Annotated in this window: 13 protein-coding genes and 1 pseudogene; 5 read left to right on the top strand and 9 right to left on the bottom strand. The window is 59.2% G+C overall.

Going from position 1 to position 16,882, the window contains the following annotated elements:
* Window positions 1–51 precede the first annotated feature (51 nt).
* Entirely contained in the window at window positions 52–357 is a 306-nt protein-coding gene (locus ACMXYJ_RS02315) for a HigA family addiction module antitoxin (protein WP_046045076.1), read from the bottom strand.
* Window positions 358–365: 8 nt separating this feature from the next.
* Window positions 366–644, bottom strand: coding sequence for a type II toxin-antitoxin system RelE/ParE family toxin (locus tag ACMXYJ_RS02310; protein ID WP_080932510.1), 279 nt, complete (start codon window positions 642–644; stop codon window positions 366–368).
* 249 nt (window positions 645–893) lie between these two features.
* On the opposite strand from ACMXYJ_RS02310, the gene ACMXYJ_RS02305 reads away from it, so the two are divergent.
* The gene (locus tag ACMXYJ_RS02305; RefSeq protein WP_046045075.1) at window positions 894–1,088 is read left to right on the top strand and encodes a hypothetical protein; all 195 of its coding nucleotides are present in this window, start codon (window positions 894–896) and stop codon (window positions 1,086–1,088) included.
* Between the two features lie 150 nt (window positions 1,089–1,238).
* Window positions 1,239–2,722 (top strand): annotated as a pseudogene (locus tag ACMXYJ_RS02300) (YifB family Mg chelatase-like AAA ATPase).
* Window positions 2,723–2,727: 5 nt separating this feature from the next.
* On the opposite strand, the gene ACMXYJ_RS02295 reads toward ACMXYJ_RS02300, so the two are convergent.
* From ACMXYJ_RS02295 to ACMXYJ_RS02285, 3 genes are all read right to left on the bottom strand, one after another.
* Window positions 2,728–3,942: an aldose 1-epimerase family protein gene (locus tag ACMXYJ_RS02295; RefSeq protein ID WP_415758641.1), complete on the bottom strand. Its 1,215-nt coding sequence runs from the start codon at window positions 3,940–3,942 to the stop codon at window positions 2,728–2,730.
* A gap of 262 nt (window positions 3,943–4,204) precedes the next feature.
* A complete protein-coding gene (locus tag ACMXYJ_RS02290) occupies window positions 4,205–6,181 on the bottom strand; it encodes a methyl-accepting chemotaxis protein (protein WP_415758640.1) in 1,977 nt (658 codons plus the stop codon).
* A 183-nt stretch (window positions 6,182–6,364) separates the two neighbouring features.
* A complete protein-coding gene (locus ACMXYJ_RS02285) occupies window positions 6,365–7,285 on the bottom strand; it encodes a LysR substrate-binding domain-containing protein (RefSeq protein WP_046045061.1) in 921 nt (306 codons plus the stop codon).
* Between the two features lie 159 nt (window positions 7,286–7,444).
* Here ACMXYJ_RS02285 and ACMXYJ_RS02280 point away from each other — a divergent pair, with 159 nt between their 5' ends.
* Window positions 7,445–8,839 (top strand): NorM family multidrug efflux MATE transporter, encoded by a 1,395-nt coding sequence (locus ACMXYJ_RS02280; protein WP_415758639.1) that lies wholly within the window; start codon window positions 7,445–7,447, stop codon window positions 8,837–8,839.
* A 107-nt stretch (window positions 8,840–8,946) separates the two neighbouring features.
* Here the strand turns inward: ACMXYJ_RS02280 and ACMXYJ_RS02275 are convergent, their stop codons facing one another.
* Window positions 8,947–10,620: a putative bifunctional diguanylate cyclase/phosphodiesterase gene (locus ACMXYJ_RS02275; protein WP_415758638.1), complete on the bottom strand. Its 1,674-nt coding sequence runs from the start codon at window positions 10,618–10,620 to the stop codon at window positions 8,947–8,949.
* Window positions 10,621–10,883: 263 nt separating this feature from the next.
* Here ACMXYJ_RS02275 and rep point away from each other — a divergent pair, with 263 nt between their 5' ends.
* Complete coding sequence (gene rep / locus ACMXYJ_RS02270; protein ID WP_201184711.1) at window positions 10,884–12,893, top strand: DNA helicase Rep; 2,010 nt, start codon at window positions 10,884–10,886, stop codon at window positions 12,891–12,893.
* 56 nt (window positions 12,894–12,949) lie between these two features.
* Entirely contained in the window at window positions 12,950–13,522 is a 573-nt protein-coding gene (locus ACMXYJ_RS02265; protein WP_020799401.1) for a xanthine phosphoribosyltransferase, read from the top strand.
* Between the two features lie 128 nt (window positions 13,523–13,650).
* Here ACMXYJ_RS02265 and ACMXYJ_RS02260 read toward each other — a convergent pair whose 3' ends face one another.
* The 3 genes from ACMXYJ_RS02260 to ACMXYJ_RS02250 form a co-directional block, all read right to left on the bottom strand.
* Window positions 13,651–15,573 (bottom strand): acetyl-CoA hydrolase/transferase C-terminal domain-containing protein, encoded by a 1,923-nt coding sequence (locus ACMXYJ_RS02260; RefSeq protein WP_415758637.1) that lies wholly within the window; start codon window positions 15,571–15,573, stop codon window positions 13,651–13,653.
* Between the two features lie 134 nt (window positions 15,574–15,707).
* Window positions 15,708–16,121: a c-type cytochrome gene (locus ACMXYJ_RS02255; RefSeq protein WP_415760668.1), complete on the bottom strand. Its 414-nt coding sequence runs from the start codon at window positions 16,119–16,121 to the stop codon at window positions 15,708–15,710.
* 181 nt (window positions 16,122–16,302) lie between these two features.
* Window positions 16,303–16,851: a cupin domain-containing protein gene (locus ACMXYJ_RS02250; protein WP_008150195.1), complete on the bottom strand. Its 549-nt coding sequence runs from the start codon at window positions 16,849–16,851 to the stop codon at window positions 16,303–16,305.
* Window positions 16,852–16,882 lie beyond the last annotated feature (31 nt).

Below are 16,882 nucleotides of genomic sequence, written 5' to 3'. Positions count from 1 at the left end.
ACGACAAAAAACCCCACGCTTGTAACGTGGGGTTTGTTCAGGAGCAGAGGATCAGGCGCAGTGCGAAAGACGCTCAACCTGATCCCGGATCGCAGCCCCTCGTTCAATCTCGGCTTTGCGCAAATCGTAAGTCGATTGCAAGTTCAACCAAAATTCAGGGGTCGTATCCAGACAAATAGAAAGCCTGAGAGCCATATCAGCACTGACGCCCCGACGCTGAAGCACGATGTCGTTCACCGTGGGGGTCGAAACGCGCAATGCTCTGGCCAGAGCAGCAGCCGTAAGGCTCAGAGGCTCCAGGTATTCCTCTTTGAGGATCTCGCCAGGGTGCACCGGGCGCATACCATTCTTAGTCATTACTCACCTCAGTGATAATCGACGATTTCGACATTCTCTGGTCCGTTAGGACCCCAAACAAAGCAAATTCGCCATTGAGCGTTGATGCGGATGCTGTGCTGACCTCTTCGATCCCCCTCCAATGCCTCCAGACGATTGCCCGGTGGTGATCGAAGGTCAATCAGTACGGCAGCAGCATCAAGCATCGTCAGCTTTCGTTCCACGACACTCAGAATGGCTGACCACATACGGGTCTTACCGTTGCGAAACAGGTACTCAGTCTCAGAACACTTAAAGCTAACGATCATAATTTAAAGCTTAACGTTATGCATTAATCCTGAGTGTAGAAGCTGAACTCATGAATTCCAACCCACCGCTTCCAGTTTGGGCCCTCCTTTCAAAACTTTAAGAAATAGACTACCTACGTCCTTCAGAAGGACTTTGAATTGAAGCCGAATCCTACAAAAATAAGTGCCAATTCTTATTGCGCCCCAACCACGCTCACCTCTTAAGCTGACAGACCTAAAAAGCAGTCTTCAAATCCAAAAGAGGTCGCTATGAAACCAAGAAAACGAAAAGCCAAACTGCTCCTGGTCGCTGAACATCATGCTGAGGCTCTCCGGTTAGCCGGGAACGTATCGGCGAATCAACGCCGCTTTTTCGATGTCGCCGCTGCTCACGGCAAAGAACTTGAGCCGAGTGGCTGGCTTGCAGGCACGAGCCTGACTAAGCTCCCCAAAGAAACCGTCTGACTCGCGTTTCCTTTCGCCTCCGAATTAGCTCATCAGCACTCGCAACATCCTGCGAAAGTTTGGCGCCTCCATCGCCACGCGAAATCACCACCTCCCGACTACCCTTCAAAAACCGCAGGAAGCGGTGCTACTTCAGCTCAAGGAACGACCATGTCCCTCTCCATCGTCCACAGCCGCGCCCAGATTGGCGTGGATGCGCCCGCCGTCACCGTCGAAGTCCATCTCGCCAACGGCTTGCCTTCGCTGACAATGGTCGGTTTACCCGAAGCGGCCGTGAAGGAAAGCAAGGATCGAGTACGCAGTGCGATCATCAATTCAGGGCTGCAATTCCCGGCACGGCGTATCACCTTGAATCTCGCGCCTGCGGACTTGCCTAAGGATGGCGGACGGTTTGATCTGGCGATTGCCCTGGGGATTCTGTCCGCCAGTGTGCAGGTGCCGACGTTGACGCTGGATGACATTGAATGCCTGGGAGAATTGGCGCTGTCAGGCGCGGTACGTGCGGTGAGAGGCGTGTTGCCAGCTGCGCTAGCAGCACGCAAGGCCGGGCGTTCGCTTATGGTGCCGCGGGCGAATGCCGAGGAGGCGTGCCTGGCGTCGGGATTGAAGGTGTTTGCCGTGGATCACCTGCTGGAAGCCGTTGCGCACTTCAACGGACATACGCCGGTCGAGCCCTACGTTTCCAACGGGTTGCTCTACGCCAGCAAACCCTATCCGGACCTGAATGAAGTGCAGGGACAACTTTCGGCCAAACGCGCATTGCTGATTGCGGCGGCGGGCGCTCATAACCTTCTGTTCAGCGGACCACCCGGGACCGGGAAAACGCTGTTGGCGAGTCGTTTGCCGGGGCTGCTCCCTCCTTTGGCCGAAAACGAGGCGCTGGAAGTCGCAGCCATTCAATCCGTCACCAGTTGCGTGCCCTTGAGCCACTGGCCGCAAAGACCATTCCGCCAGCCCCATCACTCGGCCTCCGGCCCGGCATTGGTGGGCGGTGGTTCAAAGCCGCAACCCGGTGAAATCACCCTCGCCCACCATGGCGTTCTGTTCCTTGATGAACTCAAGCTTAGGTGTTGGAAGTCTTAAGGGAGCCCCTGGAATCCGGTCACATCGTGATTTCCCGCGCCAAGGATCGCGTGAGATTTCCGGCTCGCTTTCAATTAGTGGCGGCGATGAACCCGTGCCCCTGTGGGTATCTTGGCGAACCCAGCGGCAAATGCAGTTGTACACCTGACATGGTCCAACGCTACCGCAACAAACTCTCCGGCCCGTTGCTGGACCGAATCGACCTGCACTTGACCGTCGCCCGTGAAGCTACGGCATTGAACCCCGCGTTGAAGGCCGGCGACGACACGGCCACCGCCGCGGTTCTGGTCGCCGATGCACGAGAGCGGCAACACAAACGCCAGGGCTGCGCCAACGCCTTCCTCGATCTGCCAGGCCTGCGTCGCCATTGCAACTTATCCACAGTCGACGAAACCTGGCTGGAAACTGCGTGTGAACGACTGACTTTGTCGCTGAGGTCAGCCCATCGACTGCTCAAAGTGGCGCGCACCCTGGCGGACCTTGAGCAAGTCGATGGCATCACCCGTGAACATCTGGCGGAAGCGCTGCAGTATCGGCCGAGCGCCAATTGATCGGTTTACTCCTTGGTGAGATCCACCAACGGAGTCTGCCGCACCTCAGTCTCCCGCCCGCCCTGAATCTCGTTCACTCGCTTCAACGCCTTATCCACAGCCCCCTTGTCCGCCAGCAAGCTGTAGCTGATCTGGAACTGCTTTTGCTCCTTGGCCGCAATCGTCGGCACCAGATTCAGTGGCCGCTGATACCGGCGGTTGTAGGAAAAGCTCGTTCCTGGCTCAAGACCCGTGACATAGCCCTGCCCTTGGGTGTCCGTGTTTTTCCACAGGGAGAACACCGGCAACTGCTGAGTATTGAAACCCACCGAAACCCCAAGGCTCCCCGCCTTGTTATGCAGCACGGTCAACGTGTCACCCTTGGCATCGGCATATGGCACGACGTTGTAAACCGTCTCGTCGTAGTCCTTGGTCGGCGCGCGGTAGGTTTGCCAGTCCGGCAGATCGCCCTTGGCCTTGTCATTGAACGGCGAGACCTGTTTCACCGGTGCGGCGAAACGAGCGCCCTGCTCCAGGAATGGGGTGCTGAAGTTGCTGTGGTACAGCGCCTGGTATTCCTTCGGATAATCGCCGTTGTTGGTGAGGGTGTCGTTGAGGGCGAACGCTGTGCTGCCGGGTTCGGTGACCAGTTCGGTCTTCACCGTGAAGTCGACTTTCTTGAACGCCTGCTCTTTCAGCTCGCCGCGCAAGCTGATGGCGTAAGGTGGTTTTTCATCGATGTGCAGCGTGACTTTGTTCGCAGGGATGTTAGCGGCGCGGCCGTGCAGGGTCAGCAGTTCGCCGTTGTCTATGCCGGGGTGGCCGACCCATTCGTAGCCACAGCGGGTGACCAGTTCATTGAAACCTTCCAGCCAGCCCAGACCGCCACGACCATTGAGCTCGATGAAGGATGGATTGACCACCTCTTTGACCGGCGAGTCCCACCCCATGCGCACATCACCGACCGACGCCTGCAGGACGTTCATCCCGCGGGTGGGGACCACCGAGAGTTTCATCGTGCCGTTATCGATGTCGACGATGCTGACGCCCTCCTGCCGACCGCCGTGCAAGGTGCGCAGGGTGACCGAGAAGGGTTTGTCGGTTTTGATGCCGAGCTGCTGACTGGTGATCTGCCAGTTCTGGGCCGCTTTGTCGGTGTCGAGCAGCACGTAGTCCCAGGCCATGGCGTGGGAGGTAGCCGACAGCGCACCGAGAGCGATGATGAGTTTGAGCGGAGTCATGACAGGAGCCTTTCTTGGAGTTGTGCCATTTTTATAGACTTGCTGAAACGATTCATCAAGCTTAAAAATGGTGAATGACAAGAAGTGCTGCCTACGGACTGGGAGCGGGTTGATGCGAAAGATGAGGTAAACACGAAAATGCAGGTGATCCCATCGCGAGCAAGCTCGCTCCCACAATTGATCTCGGGTGTTCACAAACTCTGTGTTTCCACCGATCCAATGTGGGAGCGAGCTTGCTACCGATAGCTATTCCAAAGGTGCCTCAGCGGAACCGGTCAACCTCATGCCGCAAGTCCGCCGCCAGCTTCTCCAGCTCTTTGGCGGTGATCGCCAGATTGGACACCACTTCACGCTGCTCACTGTTCGCCAGAGCAATGCTTTGCAGGTTGCTGCTGAGCAAGGTGGCGGTGCTGCTCTGCTCCTGAGTCGCGGTGGTGATCGCCGCGAATTGCTGACCGGCAGAACGGCTTTGCTCATCGATCCGTGCCAGGGCACTGGCGACATTGGCGTTGCGCGACAGGCCTTCCTGCATCAAAACGTTGCCCTGTTCCATGGTGCTGATGGCGTTACCGGTTTCCAGTTGAATGCTCTGGATCATCCCGGAAATCTCGTCCGTCGCCTGGCGAGTACGTGACGCCAGGTTGCGAACTTCATCGGCCACGACCGCAAAACCACGACCCTGCTCGCCGGCACGTGCGGCTTCGATGGCGGCATTGAGCGCCAGCAGGTTGGTTTGATCGGCAATCGAGGTAATCACACCGACAATGCCGCCGATTTCCTGGGAGCGCTGACCCAAGGTATTGATCACCGTCGCCGTGCTGTTCAGCGCGCCAGCGATTTGCTCCAGGGACGAGGACGCTTCGTCCATCGACGTACGACCGATCTGGGTTTGCTGTGCGTTTTCCTGGGCCAGACGCTGGGTGTTGCCCATGTTGTCGGCGATGTTCAGGGAGGTGGCGCTGAACTCTTCAACGGCGCCGGCCATGCTGGTGATTTCGCCTGACTGCTGCTCCATGCCTTCATAGGCGCCACCGGACAGACCGGACAAGGCCTGGGCGCGGCTGTTGACCTCTTGCGAGGCCTTGCGGATGTGCTCGACCATGGTCGACAGCGCTTGGCTCATCTGGTTGAACGCACGGGCCAGTTGACCGATCTCGTCGTTGCTCGATACGTTCAGCCGCACGCTCAAATCACCGGCACCCAAGGCTTCCGCCTGACGCACCAGATCACCCAAAGGCGCGAGTTTGCTGCGCAGCAACCAGACCGCTGAACCTACAGCGATCAACATCGCCAGCAGACTGCCAATCGCCAATTGAATGCCGACACTCCAGGTCACGGCACGGATTTCGGTTTTCGGCATGCTCGCTACGACCGACCATGGGCCGCCTTCAAACGGTACGGCAATGCTGTAGAAATCTTCGGACTTGTCGCTCCAGAACTCGCCCTTGCCCGGCGTTTTCGCCAAGCCAACGATGGTCGGCGTCGCCTGATCCAGCGCTTGTACGCCCGCGATTGGCACCAGCCATTTGCCTTGGTCATCGAGCAACGCCAAGGAACCGGTCTGGCCGATACGGAAGCGTTTGAGGTTGGCGAACTGCGCGTTCTGAGCGTCGGTGTAATCGAATCCTACGAACAGAACAGCAATCACCTTACCGCCGCTGTCACGTACGGGGGTGTACTGAGTCATGTAGGAGCGTTCGAACAACAAGGCGCGACCGACGTAGGCCTGCCCTGCCATCAAGCGGGCATACGCCGGATTGGCGTGATCGAGCAGCGTACCGATGGCTCGGCTGCCGTCCTGTTTGCTCAGGGACGTGCTGACCCGAATGAAGTCTTCGCCGCTGCGCACAAACACCGTCGCCACGCCGGCGGTCATTTGCTTGAACTCGTCCACTTCCTTGAAATTGTTGTTCAACACTTCGCTACCCAGGTGCAGGCCCGGGGTCTGGGTGCCCGCCACGGCCACCGGCTCGTCCGGGTGCACGCTCAACCCGGCGCTGAAGCGCTTCTCGAACAGACCGGCCAAGCGTTGGGTGCTTTCACGCAACGTGCCGTGAAAGGTGCTCAGCTGATCCGCCAGCAGCCGGGCTTCACTGGCCAGGTGCTCTTCGCGGGTGGCGAGGTTGGCGGTGTCCAGCGAACGCAGGGCGAACACGGTACTGCCGCTGATGACAATCGCCAGTATCACGGCAAGCGCAAGACCAAGCTGTGAGGCGATCCGGGCACGTGGTTGAGACATGACAGCTCCTGGCCGAGCGACCGGATCCTCCTTGATCTGGTTGCACACTCAGCAAAATTCTAATAATGGGAATTGCGTCGAACCTGCACGAAGGTTCCACCTGCATTTTCGGCGGAAAATCTGAATACTTGAGTAATTAACCGGGATATGGCTCAAGGCCGCTATTGCGGCGGCTCTATCGATTCAGCCCAAGTGTTGAACGTCGGGCAATTCCATTGCTCGGGCTTCGCCTTGCAGGAAGTCGCTGAGCCTGCGCAAACGTTCACCACCGGGGCGAGTTTTCGGCCAGACCAGGTAATATTTCTCACCGCTGGCGACGGCCGTCGGCCACGGCAGACTCAGACGTCCCTGAGCCACATCTTCCGCCACCATCAGCAGATCGCCCATGGACACGCCATAACCTCGGGCGGCGGCGATCATGCCCAGTTCCAGCGTGTCGAACACCTGCCCGCCCTTGAGCGACACCTGATCCGCCAGCCCCATGCGTTCCAGCCAACTGCGCCAGTCACGTCGGTCCGGCGTCGGGTGCAGCAGTTCGGCGTTGGCCAGCCGTGCAACATCCCACGGTTGATCCTGCAGAAGATTCGGCGCGCCGACTGGAATCAGCTCTTCCGGGAACAGGAAACTCGCCTCCCAGTCCGGCGGGAAATTTCCGTTGCTGAGGATGACGGCGCAGTCGAACGGTTCATGGTTGAAGTCCACCGAGTCGACGTCCATCCAGGCGCTGGTCAATTGCACCTCGTTACCCGGTTGCAGGTGCCGAAAGCGGCTGAGCCGTGCCAGCAGCCAGCGCATGGTCAGGGTCGACGGCGCTTTCATGCGCAGGATGTCATCTTCGGCGCGCAAGGTATTGCAGGCCCGCTCCAGGGCGGTGAAGCCTTCGCGAATGCCGGGCAGGATCAGCCGCGCCGACTCGGTCAGTTGCAAATTGCGCCCACTGCGGTGAAACAGCCGACAGGCAAAATGCTCTTCGAGCGTACGAATGTGCCGGCTGACCGCGCTTTGGGTGATCGATAATTCTTCGGCCGCACGGGTAAACGAACTGTGCCGCGCCGCCGCTTCGAATGCGCGCAGAGCATACAAGGGAGGAAGACGACGAGACATTCGGAAAGCTCCTATAGCGGGATTCGGTCAACCTAGCAGAAACTCTCCAGCATGAGTTTGAATCATGCAACCCATCCTTTTTATCCCTTTGTGCAAACCCTGTAGAGCGCCGAGAATCGACGCTTTCCTGTCCCTCTTTAATTATCGAGCGTGATGACCATGCAGCATCCAGCACGTACCGAACTCTGGGCCATCCTGCGGCTGGCGGGGCCGTTGATTGCCTCGCAGTTGGCGCACATGTTGATGGTCCTCACCGACACCTTGATGATGGCGCGCCTGAGTCCAGAGGCGCTGGCCGGTGGCGGCCTGGGCGCAGCGACTTACTCGTTCGTGTCGATTTTCTGCATTGGGGTGATCGCCGCGGTCGGCACCCTCGTGGCCATCCGCCAGGGTGCCGGCGACATCGTCGGCGCCACCCGGCTGACCCAGGCAGGGTTATGGCTGGCGTGGTTGATGGCGTTGGTGGCCGGGCTGCTGCTGTGGAACCTCAAACCGGTGTTGCTGCTGTTCGGCCAGACCGAAACCAACGTCCACGCGGCCGGGCAGTTCCTGCTGATCCTGCCGTTCGCCCTGCCCGGTTACCTGAGTTTCATGGCCCTGCGCGGCTTCACCAGCGCCATTGGCCGGGCGACGCCAGTGATGGTCATCAGCCTCGGCGGCACCGTGGCTAACTTCCTGCTCAATTACGCATTGATTACCGGCATGTTCGGCCTGCCGAAACTGGGGTTGATGGGCATCGGGCTGGTTACCGCTGTTGTCGCCAACTGCATGGCGCTCGCGCTGGCCTGGTACATCCGTCGGCATCCGGCCTACGACGCTTATCCCTTGCGTCAGGGCCTGTCGCGACCTAACCGTCAATACCTCAAGGAACTGTGGCGCCTGGGCCTGCCGATTGGTGGCACCTACGCGGTGGAAGTCGGGCTGTTTGCGTTCGCCGCGCTGTGCATGGGCACCATGGGCAGTACGCAAATGGGCGCACACCAGATTGCCCTGCAGATCGTCTCGGTAGCGTTCATGGTTCCGGCGGGGATTTCCTATGCGATCACCATGCGCATCGGGCAGCACTACGGCGCCGGGCAGCTGCTGAATGCACGGCTGGCTGGACGGGTCGGCATCGCTTTTGGCGCGGCAGCGATGCTGGCCTTCGCCATGGTCTTCTGGTTGCTGCCGAATCAGTTGATCGGTTTGTTCCTGGACCACAACGACCCGGCGTTTCGCGACGTCATCAACCTGGCCGTGAGCCTGTTGGCGGTCGCCGCGTGGTTCGAGCTGTTCGACGGCACGCAAACCATCGCCATGGGTTGCATTCGCGGGCTCAAGGATGCCAAGACCACGTTCCTGGTGGGGCTGGGTTGCTATTGGCTGATTGGCGCGCCAGCCGCCTGGTGGATGGCCTTCCATTTGAATTGGGGGCCGACAGGTGTCTGGTGGGGATTGGCGCTGGGGCTGGCGTGCGCGGCGGTGAGCCTGACGTGGGCGTTTGAGTGGAAGATGAAGCGGATGATTCGGCAGGAGCCGTCGTCACAGCGTTTCGACATCGCCCAGACCGAGTGAAATTCCCTGTGGGAGCGAGCTTGCTCGCGATAGCGGTCTGTCAGTGAACAACGATACTGACTGATACACCGCTATCGCGAGCAGGCTCACTCCTACAGGGGGCGGGGTTAGCTCACGACTTCCAGTGATGGCTGCTGACTGCTGCCAAAGGTCAGGTACTCAACCAACTCCGCCAACGGCAATGGTTTGCTGATCAAATATCCCTGCACCTGATCGCAACCAAACCCGCGCAACAGATCCAGTTGCTCCGGCGTTTCTACGCCTTCGGCGACCACTTCAAGATTGAGGTTGTGCGCCAGATTGATCATCGCGTGCACCAGTTTGCGATTCTCTTCGCGCTGTTCCATGCCGCCGACAAAGCTCTTATCGATCTTCAGCAAGGTAATCGGCAGGCTGTTGAGGTGCACGAACGAAGAGAAACCGGTGCCGAAGTCGTCCAGGGAAAAGCGCACACCCAGACGCCCCAACGCATCCATGGTCTGCTTGACCAGATCGCTGCGGCGCATCACCGCGGTTTCAGTCAGTTCGAATTCCAGCCATTGCGCCTCGACGCCGCGCTCGGCAATCAGCCGACTCAGTGTCGAGAGTAACTGGCTGTCCTGAAACTGCCGGAACGACAGGTTGATCGCCATGTGCAACGCCGGCAAACCCCGTTCGCGCAAAGCTTGCATGTCGCGCAAGGCCCGGGAAATCACCCAGTAGCCCAGCGGCACAATCAAGCCGCTTTGCTCGGCCAGCGGCACGAATTCGCTGGGTGGCAGCAAACCGCGCTCGCCATGACGCCAGCGCACCAAGGCTTCGAGGCCGACGATCTGCCCGTCCTCGAGGTTCAGACGTGGCTGGTAATGCAGTTCCAGTTCATCCCGACGCAACGCCCGGCGCAGCTCGCTTTCGAGGTCGGCCATGCTGCGGGCATTGCGATTGATGCGTTCATTGAAGATGTGAAAAGTGCAGCCCTGCGTACTTTTGGCTTGTTGCATGGCGATGTGCGCGTGCCACATCAGCGGGTCGGCGCCGGCTTGGGCCCGGGCGTGGGCGATGCCCAGGCTGGAACCGATCAACAGGCTTTCGCCGTCGACCCAGTAAGGCTCGGCCAGCGCTTCGGTGATCCGTTCGGCCATCCATTCGGCACGCTGAGGCGCGCGGCGGGTGTCGATCAGCAGGGCGAACTCATCACTGCCCAGTCGGGCCAACTGATCGCTGGCCTCAAGCTGGCTTTTCAGCCGCGCGACCACTTGCAGGATCAACCGGTCACCCGCCTGATGGCCAAGGGCATCGTTGGCGTGACGGAAGTTGTCGAGGTCGAGGTGACCGAGGGCCAGACCACGGCCGTCGTTTTCCGCCAGGCGTGCCGCCAGCAAGGTCTGGAAACCCTGGCGGTTGGCGATGCCGGTCAGCGGGTCTTGCTCGGCCAGGCGCTGCAGGGTGTTTTCCAGCACGCCACGCTCGCGCACATGCCGCAGGCACCGGCGCAACATGCCGGGATCGAGGTGATCGCGTACCAGCCAGTCACTCACCCCATCGGGTGGCGACAGCGGCTCATGTTCGAGCAGCAATACCGTCGGCAGGCTGCAACGGCCAGGTAGAGGTTGAAGCGCTGGAATCGTCAACAACACCGCACCGCGGTTGTCATCGAACAGACTGCTGACCGACTCCCAGCTCGGCGCGCTGATCAGCACGGTCGAGCTCCCCATCGGAGCCAGACACTCGCGCAACAACGCTGCCCACGCTGGCTCTTCGGCCAGTAGCAGCAAACGCAAGGGTTCGACAGGCGTAGACAAGCTAGCTCCCTAGACTCTGCAAAGATGTAGGCGGCGGGCATTATGCAGCGCCGGTAACCAATGACCAAATGACCTCGGTTATCCAACGCGGCTTTGTATCTTGAATAACGAACAATAGACGCACATTCATCGCGCATCCTGCGTGAAAGTATCAAAACCGGCAAATATAGATAGCGTGCTGCGTCACAAGTCGGAGAGAGCAGCACAATTCGCTGAGCCTGTTAAAATGCCGGCCCATTTCGCAAACGACTCCCTGATTTCGTATGTCCCGACTCAATCCCCGGCAGCAAGAAGCCGTGAGCTACGTCGGCGGCCCTCTTTTGGTGCTCGCCGGTGCAGGCTCCGGCAAGACCAGCGTGATCACCCGCAAAATTGCGCATCTGATCCAGAACTGCGGCATTCGCGCCCAGTACATCGTCGCCATGACCTTTACCAACAAGGCCGCGCGCGAGATGAAGGAACGGGTCGGCACCCTGCTCAAGGGCGGCGAAGGCCGCGGCCTGACCGTCTGCACCTTCCACAATCTGGGCCTGAACATCATCCGCAAGGAACACGTGCGGCTGGGCTACAAGCCAGGTTTCTCGATCTTCGACGAGACCGATGTCAAAGCCTTGATGACCGACATCATGCAGAAGGAATACTCGGGCGACGACGGCGTCGACGAGATCAAGAATATGATCGGATCGTGGAAGAACGACCTGATCCTGCCGCCCGAAGCCCTGGAAAACGCACGCAACCCCAAGGAACAGACCGCCGCCATCGTCTACACCCACTATCAGCGCACGCTCAAGGCGTTCAACGCGGTGGACTTCGACGACCTGATCCTGCTGCCGGTGAAGCTGTTCCAGGAACACGCCGACATCCTGGAAAAATGGCAGAACAAAGTCCGCTACCTGCTGGTGGACGAATACCAGGACACCAACGCCAGCCAGTATTTGCTGGTGAAGTTGCTGATCGGTACGCGCAACCAGTTCACCGTGGTGGGCGATGACGATCAGTCGATCTATGCCTGGCGCGGCGCGCGTCCGGAAAACCTGATGCTGCTCAAGGACGATTACCCGTCCCTGAAAGTGGTGATGCTGGAGCAAAACTATCGCTCCACCAGCCGCATCCTGCGCTGCGCCAACGTGCTGATCTCGAACAACCCGCACGAATTCGAAAAGCAGCTGTGGAGCGAGATGGGCCACGGCGACGAGATCCGCGTGATCCGTTGCCGCAACGAAGACGCCGAAGCCGAACGCGTGGCCGTGGAACTGCTGACCCTGCACTTGCGCACGGATCGGCCCTACAGCGATTTTGCGATCCTGTACCGCGGCAACTACCAGGCCAAGCTGATCGAGCTGAAGCTGCAACACCACCAGATTCCGTATCGCCTGTCCGGCGGCAACAGCTTTTTCGGACGTCAGGAAGTAAAAGACCTGATGGCCTACTTCCGCTTGATCGTGAACCCGGACGACGACAACGCCTTCCTGCGGGTGATCAACGTCCCACGCCGGGAGATCGGTTCGACCACGCTGGAAAAGCTTGGCAACTACGCCACCGAACGCAAAATCTCGATGTACGCCGCCACCGACGAAATCGGTCTGGGCGAGCATCTGGATACGCGGTTCACCGATCGTCTGTCGCGCTTCAAGCGCTTCATGGACAAGGTCCGTGAGCAGTGCGCCGGCGAAGACCCGATCTCGGCGCTGCGCAGCATGGTCATGGACATCGACTACGAGAACTGGCTGCGCACCAACAGCTCCAGCGACAAGGCCGCCGATTACCGCATGGGTAACGTCTGGTTCCTGATCGAGGCGTTGAAGAACACCCTCGAAAAAGACGAAGAAGGCGAGATGACCGTCGAAGACGCCATCGGCAAACTCGTCCTGCGCGACATGCTGGAACGTCAGCAGGAAGAGGAAGACGGTGCCGAAGGTGTGCAGATGATGACCTTGCACGCCTCCAAGGGCCTGGAGTTTCCCTACGTGTTCATCATGGGCATGGAAGAGGAAATTCTCCCGCACCGTTCCAGTATCGAAGCCGACACCATCGAAGAAGAACGTCGGCTGGCCTACGTCGGAATTACCCGGGCGCGTCAGACGCTGGCCTTCACCTTCGCCGCCAAGCGTAAGCAATACGGCGAGATCATCGACTGCGCGCCGAGCCGCTTCCTCGATGAACTGCCACCGGACGACCTGGCCTGGGAAGGCACCGACGACACACCCGTTGAAGTCAAAGCCGTTCGCGGCAATACCGCATTGGCGGATATACGCGCGATGTTAAAGCGCTAGAATCGACTACTTTTTAACCAGCCTTAGACGCATAGCCGTCCTTAGAGGAACGCTTCATGGAAGCACTGCACAAGAAAATTCGCGAAGAAGGCATCGTGCTTTCCGACCAGGTCCTGAAAGTTGACGCCTTTCTGAACCACCAGATCGACCCGGCCCTGATGAAGCTGATCGGCGACGAATTCGCCACGCTGTTCAAGGATTCGGGCATCACCAAGATCGTCACCATCGAAGCCTCGGGCATTGCTCCGGCGATCATGACCGGCCTGAACCTCGGCGTGCCGGTGATTTTTGCGCGCAAGCATCAGTCCCTGACCCTGACCGAAAACCTGCTGTCGGCGACCGTTTACTCGTTCACCAAGCAAACCGAAAGCACCGTGGCGATCTCCCCGCGCCACCTGACCAGCAGCGACCGCGTGCTGATCATCGATGACTTTTTGGCCAACGGTAAGGCGTCGCAAGCGCTGATCTCGATCATCAAACAAGCCGGCGCTACCGTCGCGGGTTTGGGTATCGTGATCGAGAAGTCGTTCCAGGGTGGCCGTGCGGAACTGGATGCCCAGGGTTATCGCGTTGAGTCCCTGGCTCGCGTGCAGTCGCTGGCTGGCGGCGTCGTGACCTTCATCGAATAACGCCACACCGCAACACCCCCTGTAGGAGTGAGCCTGCTCGCGATTGCGGTGTATCAGTCGACATTTTCGTTGGCTGATACACCGCAATCGCGAGCAGGCTCACTCCTACAGTTGTTTTCGGCTGGCTGTTACTGCGTGGTGGCTTTGAGGCCGGTGAGCAATAGTCGCTGAAACAAATCCTCTTTCAGCCCTTCCGGTTTCGTCAGCTTCATCCGTTCCAGATGTTCGGGAAACGATGAAGGCTCCGGCGCATCCAGCGCTGCTTTGCCCAGCTCCAGGATCTCCGTGAGCTTGAACTTGCTCTTCAACCAGTTCAGCGCCCGCAGCAGATCCTTCTCCTCGGCGGTGAAATCACAGCCCAACGGATACTCCGGAAACAGCTGCGGATGCAGCGCCTGAATGGCCTGCAAGCGCTGCGCACTGTTGTCGGCGAACCGTGGATCAATACGGAAATGCTTCGGCAGCTTGCCAACGGCCTGAGCCTGTTCGATCAACCCCGGCTGGAAACGCGAGTCGCTGATGTTCAGCAACGCCTCGATCACCGCCGCATCGGTCTTGCCCCGCAGATCGGCGATGCCGTACTCGGTGACCACAATGTCGCGCAAATGCCGCGGGATCGTGCAATGGCCGTACTCCCAAACGATGTTCGAACTCACCTCACCGCCCGACTCGCGCCAGCTGCGCAGAAGCAGCACCGAACGCGCGCCTTCCAGTGCATGGCCTTGGGCGACGAAGTTGTATTGCCCGCCGACACCGCTGAGTACTCGCCCGTCTTCAAGCTGATCCGATACGGCTGCTCCAAGCAGGGTCATCGTGAAAGCGGTGTTGATGAAACGCGCATCGAGGCGCTGCAAGCGTTTGAGTTCTTCCTGACCGTAGAGCTCGTTGATGTAACTGATGCGGGTCATGTTGAACTCGAGCCGCTTGCTGTGCGGCAGCTCGCGCAGGCGTTCATAGAAACTGCGCGGCCCAAGGAAGAAGCCGCCATGCACCGAGATGCCGTCAGTCTGCGCGGCTTCGTCCAGCGTACCGGCATTCGCCTGTTGCTGGGTCGGCACATCGGGATAGACCTTGCGCCGCACGATCCCGGCATCAGCCAGCACCAGCAAGCCGTTGACGAACATTTCGCTGCAACCATAAAGGCCTTTGGCGAAAGGTTCGACGCCGCCTTCGCGGTCGATGAGCTGCGCCCACTGGCTGAGATTCACGTCCGCCAGCAACGCCTTGTAACCGTCATTGTCGGCCTGCCGCGCCAGCAGCGCAGCGGTCAGCGCATCGCCCATGGCACCGATGCCGATCTGCAAGGTGCCGCCGTCGCGCACCAGCGTGCTGGCGTGCAGCCCGATGAAGTGATCCTGGAAACCCACCGGCATGTTCGGCGTGGAGAACAGCGTGGTGTTGTCCTTCTCGTCGATCAGCAGGTCGAACGTGTCGATACCGATTTCGGCATCACCGGGCATGTACGGCAAATCGTTGTGCACCTGCCCCACCAGCAGGATCGTCTCCCCCGCCGCCCGGCGTTTGGCGATCATCGGGAACAGGTCAAGGGTGATGTCCGGGTTGCAGCTCAGGCTCAGGCGGTCGGGATGCTCGCTGTGGCTGGCCACCAATTGCGCCACCAGGTTCAATCCGGCGGTGTTGATGTCTCGAGCGGCGTGGCTGTAATTGCTGCTGATGTAATCCTGCTGGGCCTGTGCGCTGTGGAGCAGACTGCCAGGCTGCATGAAGAATTGCTGAACATGGATGTTGGACGGCAGGCTGTCACGATGCAGGTCGGCCAGGAAATCCAGTTCCGGATAATCGCCGAAAACCCGCTCGATGAAGGGCTCAAGAAAGCGCTTTTGCAAACCGTCGCCCAAGGAAGGACGGCCCAGGCACAGGGCGGTGTAGATCGTCAGCTGCCGCTCGGGCAACTGCGCGATGCGTTGGAACAGCGCGTTGACGAAATGGTTGGGTTTGCCCAGACCGAGGGGCAGGCCCATGTGGATATGCGCCGGCAACCGTGCCAGGACATCATCGACCGCTTGCTCGATAGAACACAGCTGCACCATCTGATCCTCCCTTACATTCCGTGAACTGGGGTTGGACCGAGCTTGCCGGGTCTTTGCTGCAATGAACAGTCTCAGGCGCAAATCGCAGGCACAAAAAAACCGCTCGTAAGCGGTTTTTTGATGAAGATGAAGGCTTACTTCAGGCCGGACATCTTCTGGATGGCGCCTTTGAGATCGGCGTCGGTGCAATCTGCACAGGTGCCTTTAGGCGGCATCGCATTGATACCGGTAATGGCTTTGGCCAGGATGCCATCGAGGCCGCCCTGGTGATCGGCACGTTCTTTCCACGCCGCCGTGTCACCGATTTTTGGCGCGCCCAACAGGCCAGTACCGTGGCAAGCGTTGCAATGTTTTGCAATCACTGAGTCTGGGGTTTTGGCATCTCCACCACCCGCAGAAGCAGCGACTTCCATCCCCTTGCACTCTTTACCCGTCACACAGACCTGGCCGACTGGCTCAAGGCGTTTAGCAATATCGTCGTTGGTCGCAGCTTGTGCGCTGACTGCCCAAAGGGCCAATACGGTTGCTGGTACGGCCAGCATTTTCATAATTAGATTCACGCGTTCACCCTCAATGGTGGCTAGTCACGCCCACGGCCACGGTTCGCAGGCGGGCGCAAGTATAACGGTAAGCCCGCCACACTGAAACAACCCTAAAGTCGAAGGGGTCTTGTGCGTGGCGGAAAAACAACTCGGGCACCTGCGCAATGCTGGCGGGGCGCCTCTTTTCTTAGAAATTCGCTGGAGTCGCTGCGCTGATTAGTCGCGCTGGCGCATCGAACGGATTACGGAAACGGTGCGGTTTAGTACTTTCAAAGTAGTAGCTGTCGCCGGCTTCCAGCACAAAAGTTTCAAGCCCTACCACCAGTTCAAGTCGACCTTCGAGCAAAATCCCGGTTTCCTCGCCCTCATGGGTGAGCATCTCGTCACCGGTGTCGGCGCCAGGCGGGTAGATTTCGTTGAGGAACGCGATGGCCCGGCTCGGATGAGCCCTGCCGACCAGTTTCATGGTCACTGCGCCATCGGAAATATCGATCAGCTCGTTGGCTTTGTAGACGATCTGAGTCGGTTTTTCCTGCAGGATCTCTTCGGAAAAGAACTCGACCATGGACATGGGAATCCCGCCCAGTACTTTCCTCAGCGAACTGATCGAGGGGCTGACGCTGTTCTTCTCGATCATCGAAATGGTGCTGTTGGTGACGCCCGCGCGTTTGGCGAGTTCACGCTGGGAAAGTCCTTTGAGCTTACGGATGGATTGCAGTCGTTCACCGACGTCCAATGCTGGAGCCTCCAGGGATTCAGGTTGTTGG

Origin of the sequence: Pseudomonas arabinosi (genome assembly GCF_047758675.1) — a bacterium.
GTDB classification, from domain to species: Bacteria; Pseudomonadota; Gammaproteobacteria; order Pseudomonadales; family Pseudomonadaceae; genus Aquipseudomonas; species Aquipseudomonas arabinosi.
The sequence above is the reverse complement of the archived record's forward strand: the minus strand, read 5'-3'. Positions and strand labels throughout refer to the sequence as shown.

Excerpts from the sequence above, each read along its gene's own strand:
- ACMXYJ_RS02310 (WP_080932510.1), bottom strand. The coding sequence starts at position 644 with ATGATCGTTAGCTTTAAGTGTTCTGAGACTGAGTACCTGTTTCGCAAC.
- ACMXYJ_RS02280 (WP_415758639.1), top strand. The coding sequence starts at position 7,445 with ATGCAGCATCCAGCACGTACCGAACTCTGGGCCATCCTGCGGCTGGCG.
- ACMXYJ_RS02255 (WP_415760668.1), bottom strand. The coding sequence starts at position 16,121 with ATGAAAATGCTGGCCGTACCAGCAACCGTATTGGCCCTTTGGGCAGTC.
- rep (WP_201184711.1), top strand. The coding sequence starts at position 10,884 with ATGTCCCGACTCAATCCCCGGCAGCAAGAAGCCGTGAGCTACGTCGGC.
- ACMXYJ_RS02285 (WP_046045061.1), bottom strand. The coding sequence starts at position 7,285 with ATGTCTCGTCGTCTTCCTCCCTTGTATGCTCTGCGCGCATTCGAAGCG.
- ACMXYJ_RS02265 (WP_020799401.1), top strand. The coding sequence starts at position 12,950 with ATGGAAGCACTGCACAAGAAAATTCGCGAAGAAGGCATCGTGCTTTCC.
- ACMXYJ_RS02260 (WP_415758637.1), bottom strand. The coding sequence starts at position 15,573 with ATGGTGCAGCTGTGTTCTATCGAGCAAGCGGTCGATGATGTCCTGGCA.
- ACMXYJ_RS02290 (WP_415758640.1), bottom strand. The coding sequence starts at position 6,181 with ATGTCTCAACCACGTGCCCGGATCGCCTCACAGCTTGGTCTTGCGCTT.
- ACMXYJ_RS02315 (WP_046045076.1), bottom strand. The coding sequence starts at position 357 with ATGACTAAGAATGGTATGCGCCCGGTGCACCCTGGCGAGATCCTCAAA.
- ACMXYJ_RS02295 (WP_415758641.1), bottom strand. The coding sequence starts at position 3,942 with ATGACTCCGCTCAAACTCATCATCGCTCTCGGTGCGCTGTCGGCTACC.
- ACMXYJ_RS02305 (WP_046045075.1), top strand. The coding sequence starts at position 894 with ATGAAACCAAGAAAACGAAAAGCCAAACTGCTCCTGGTCGCTGAACAT.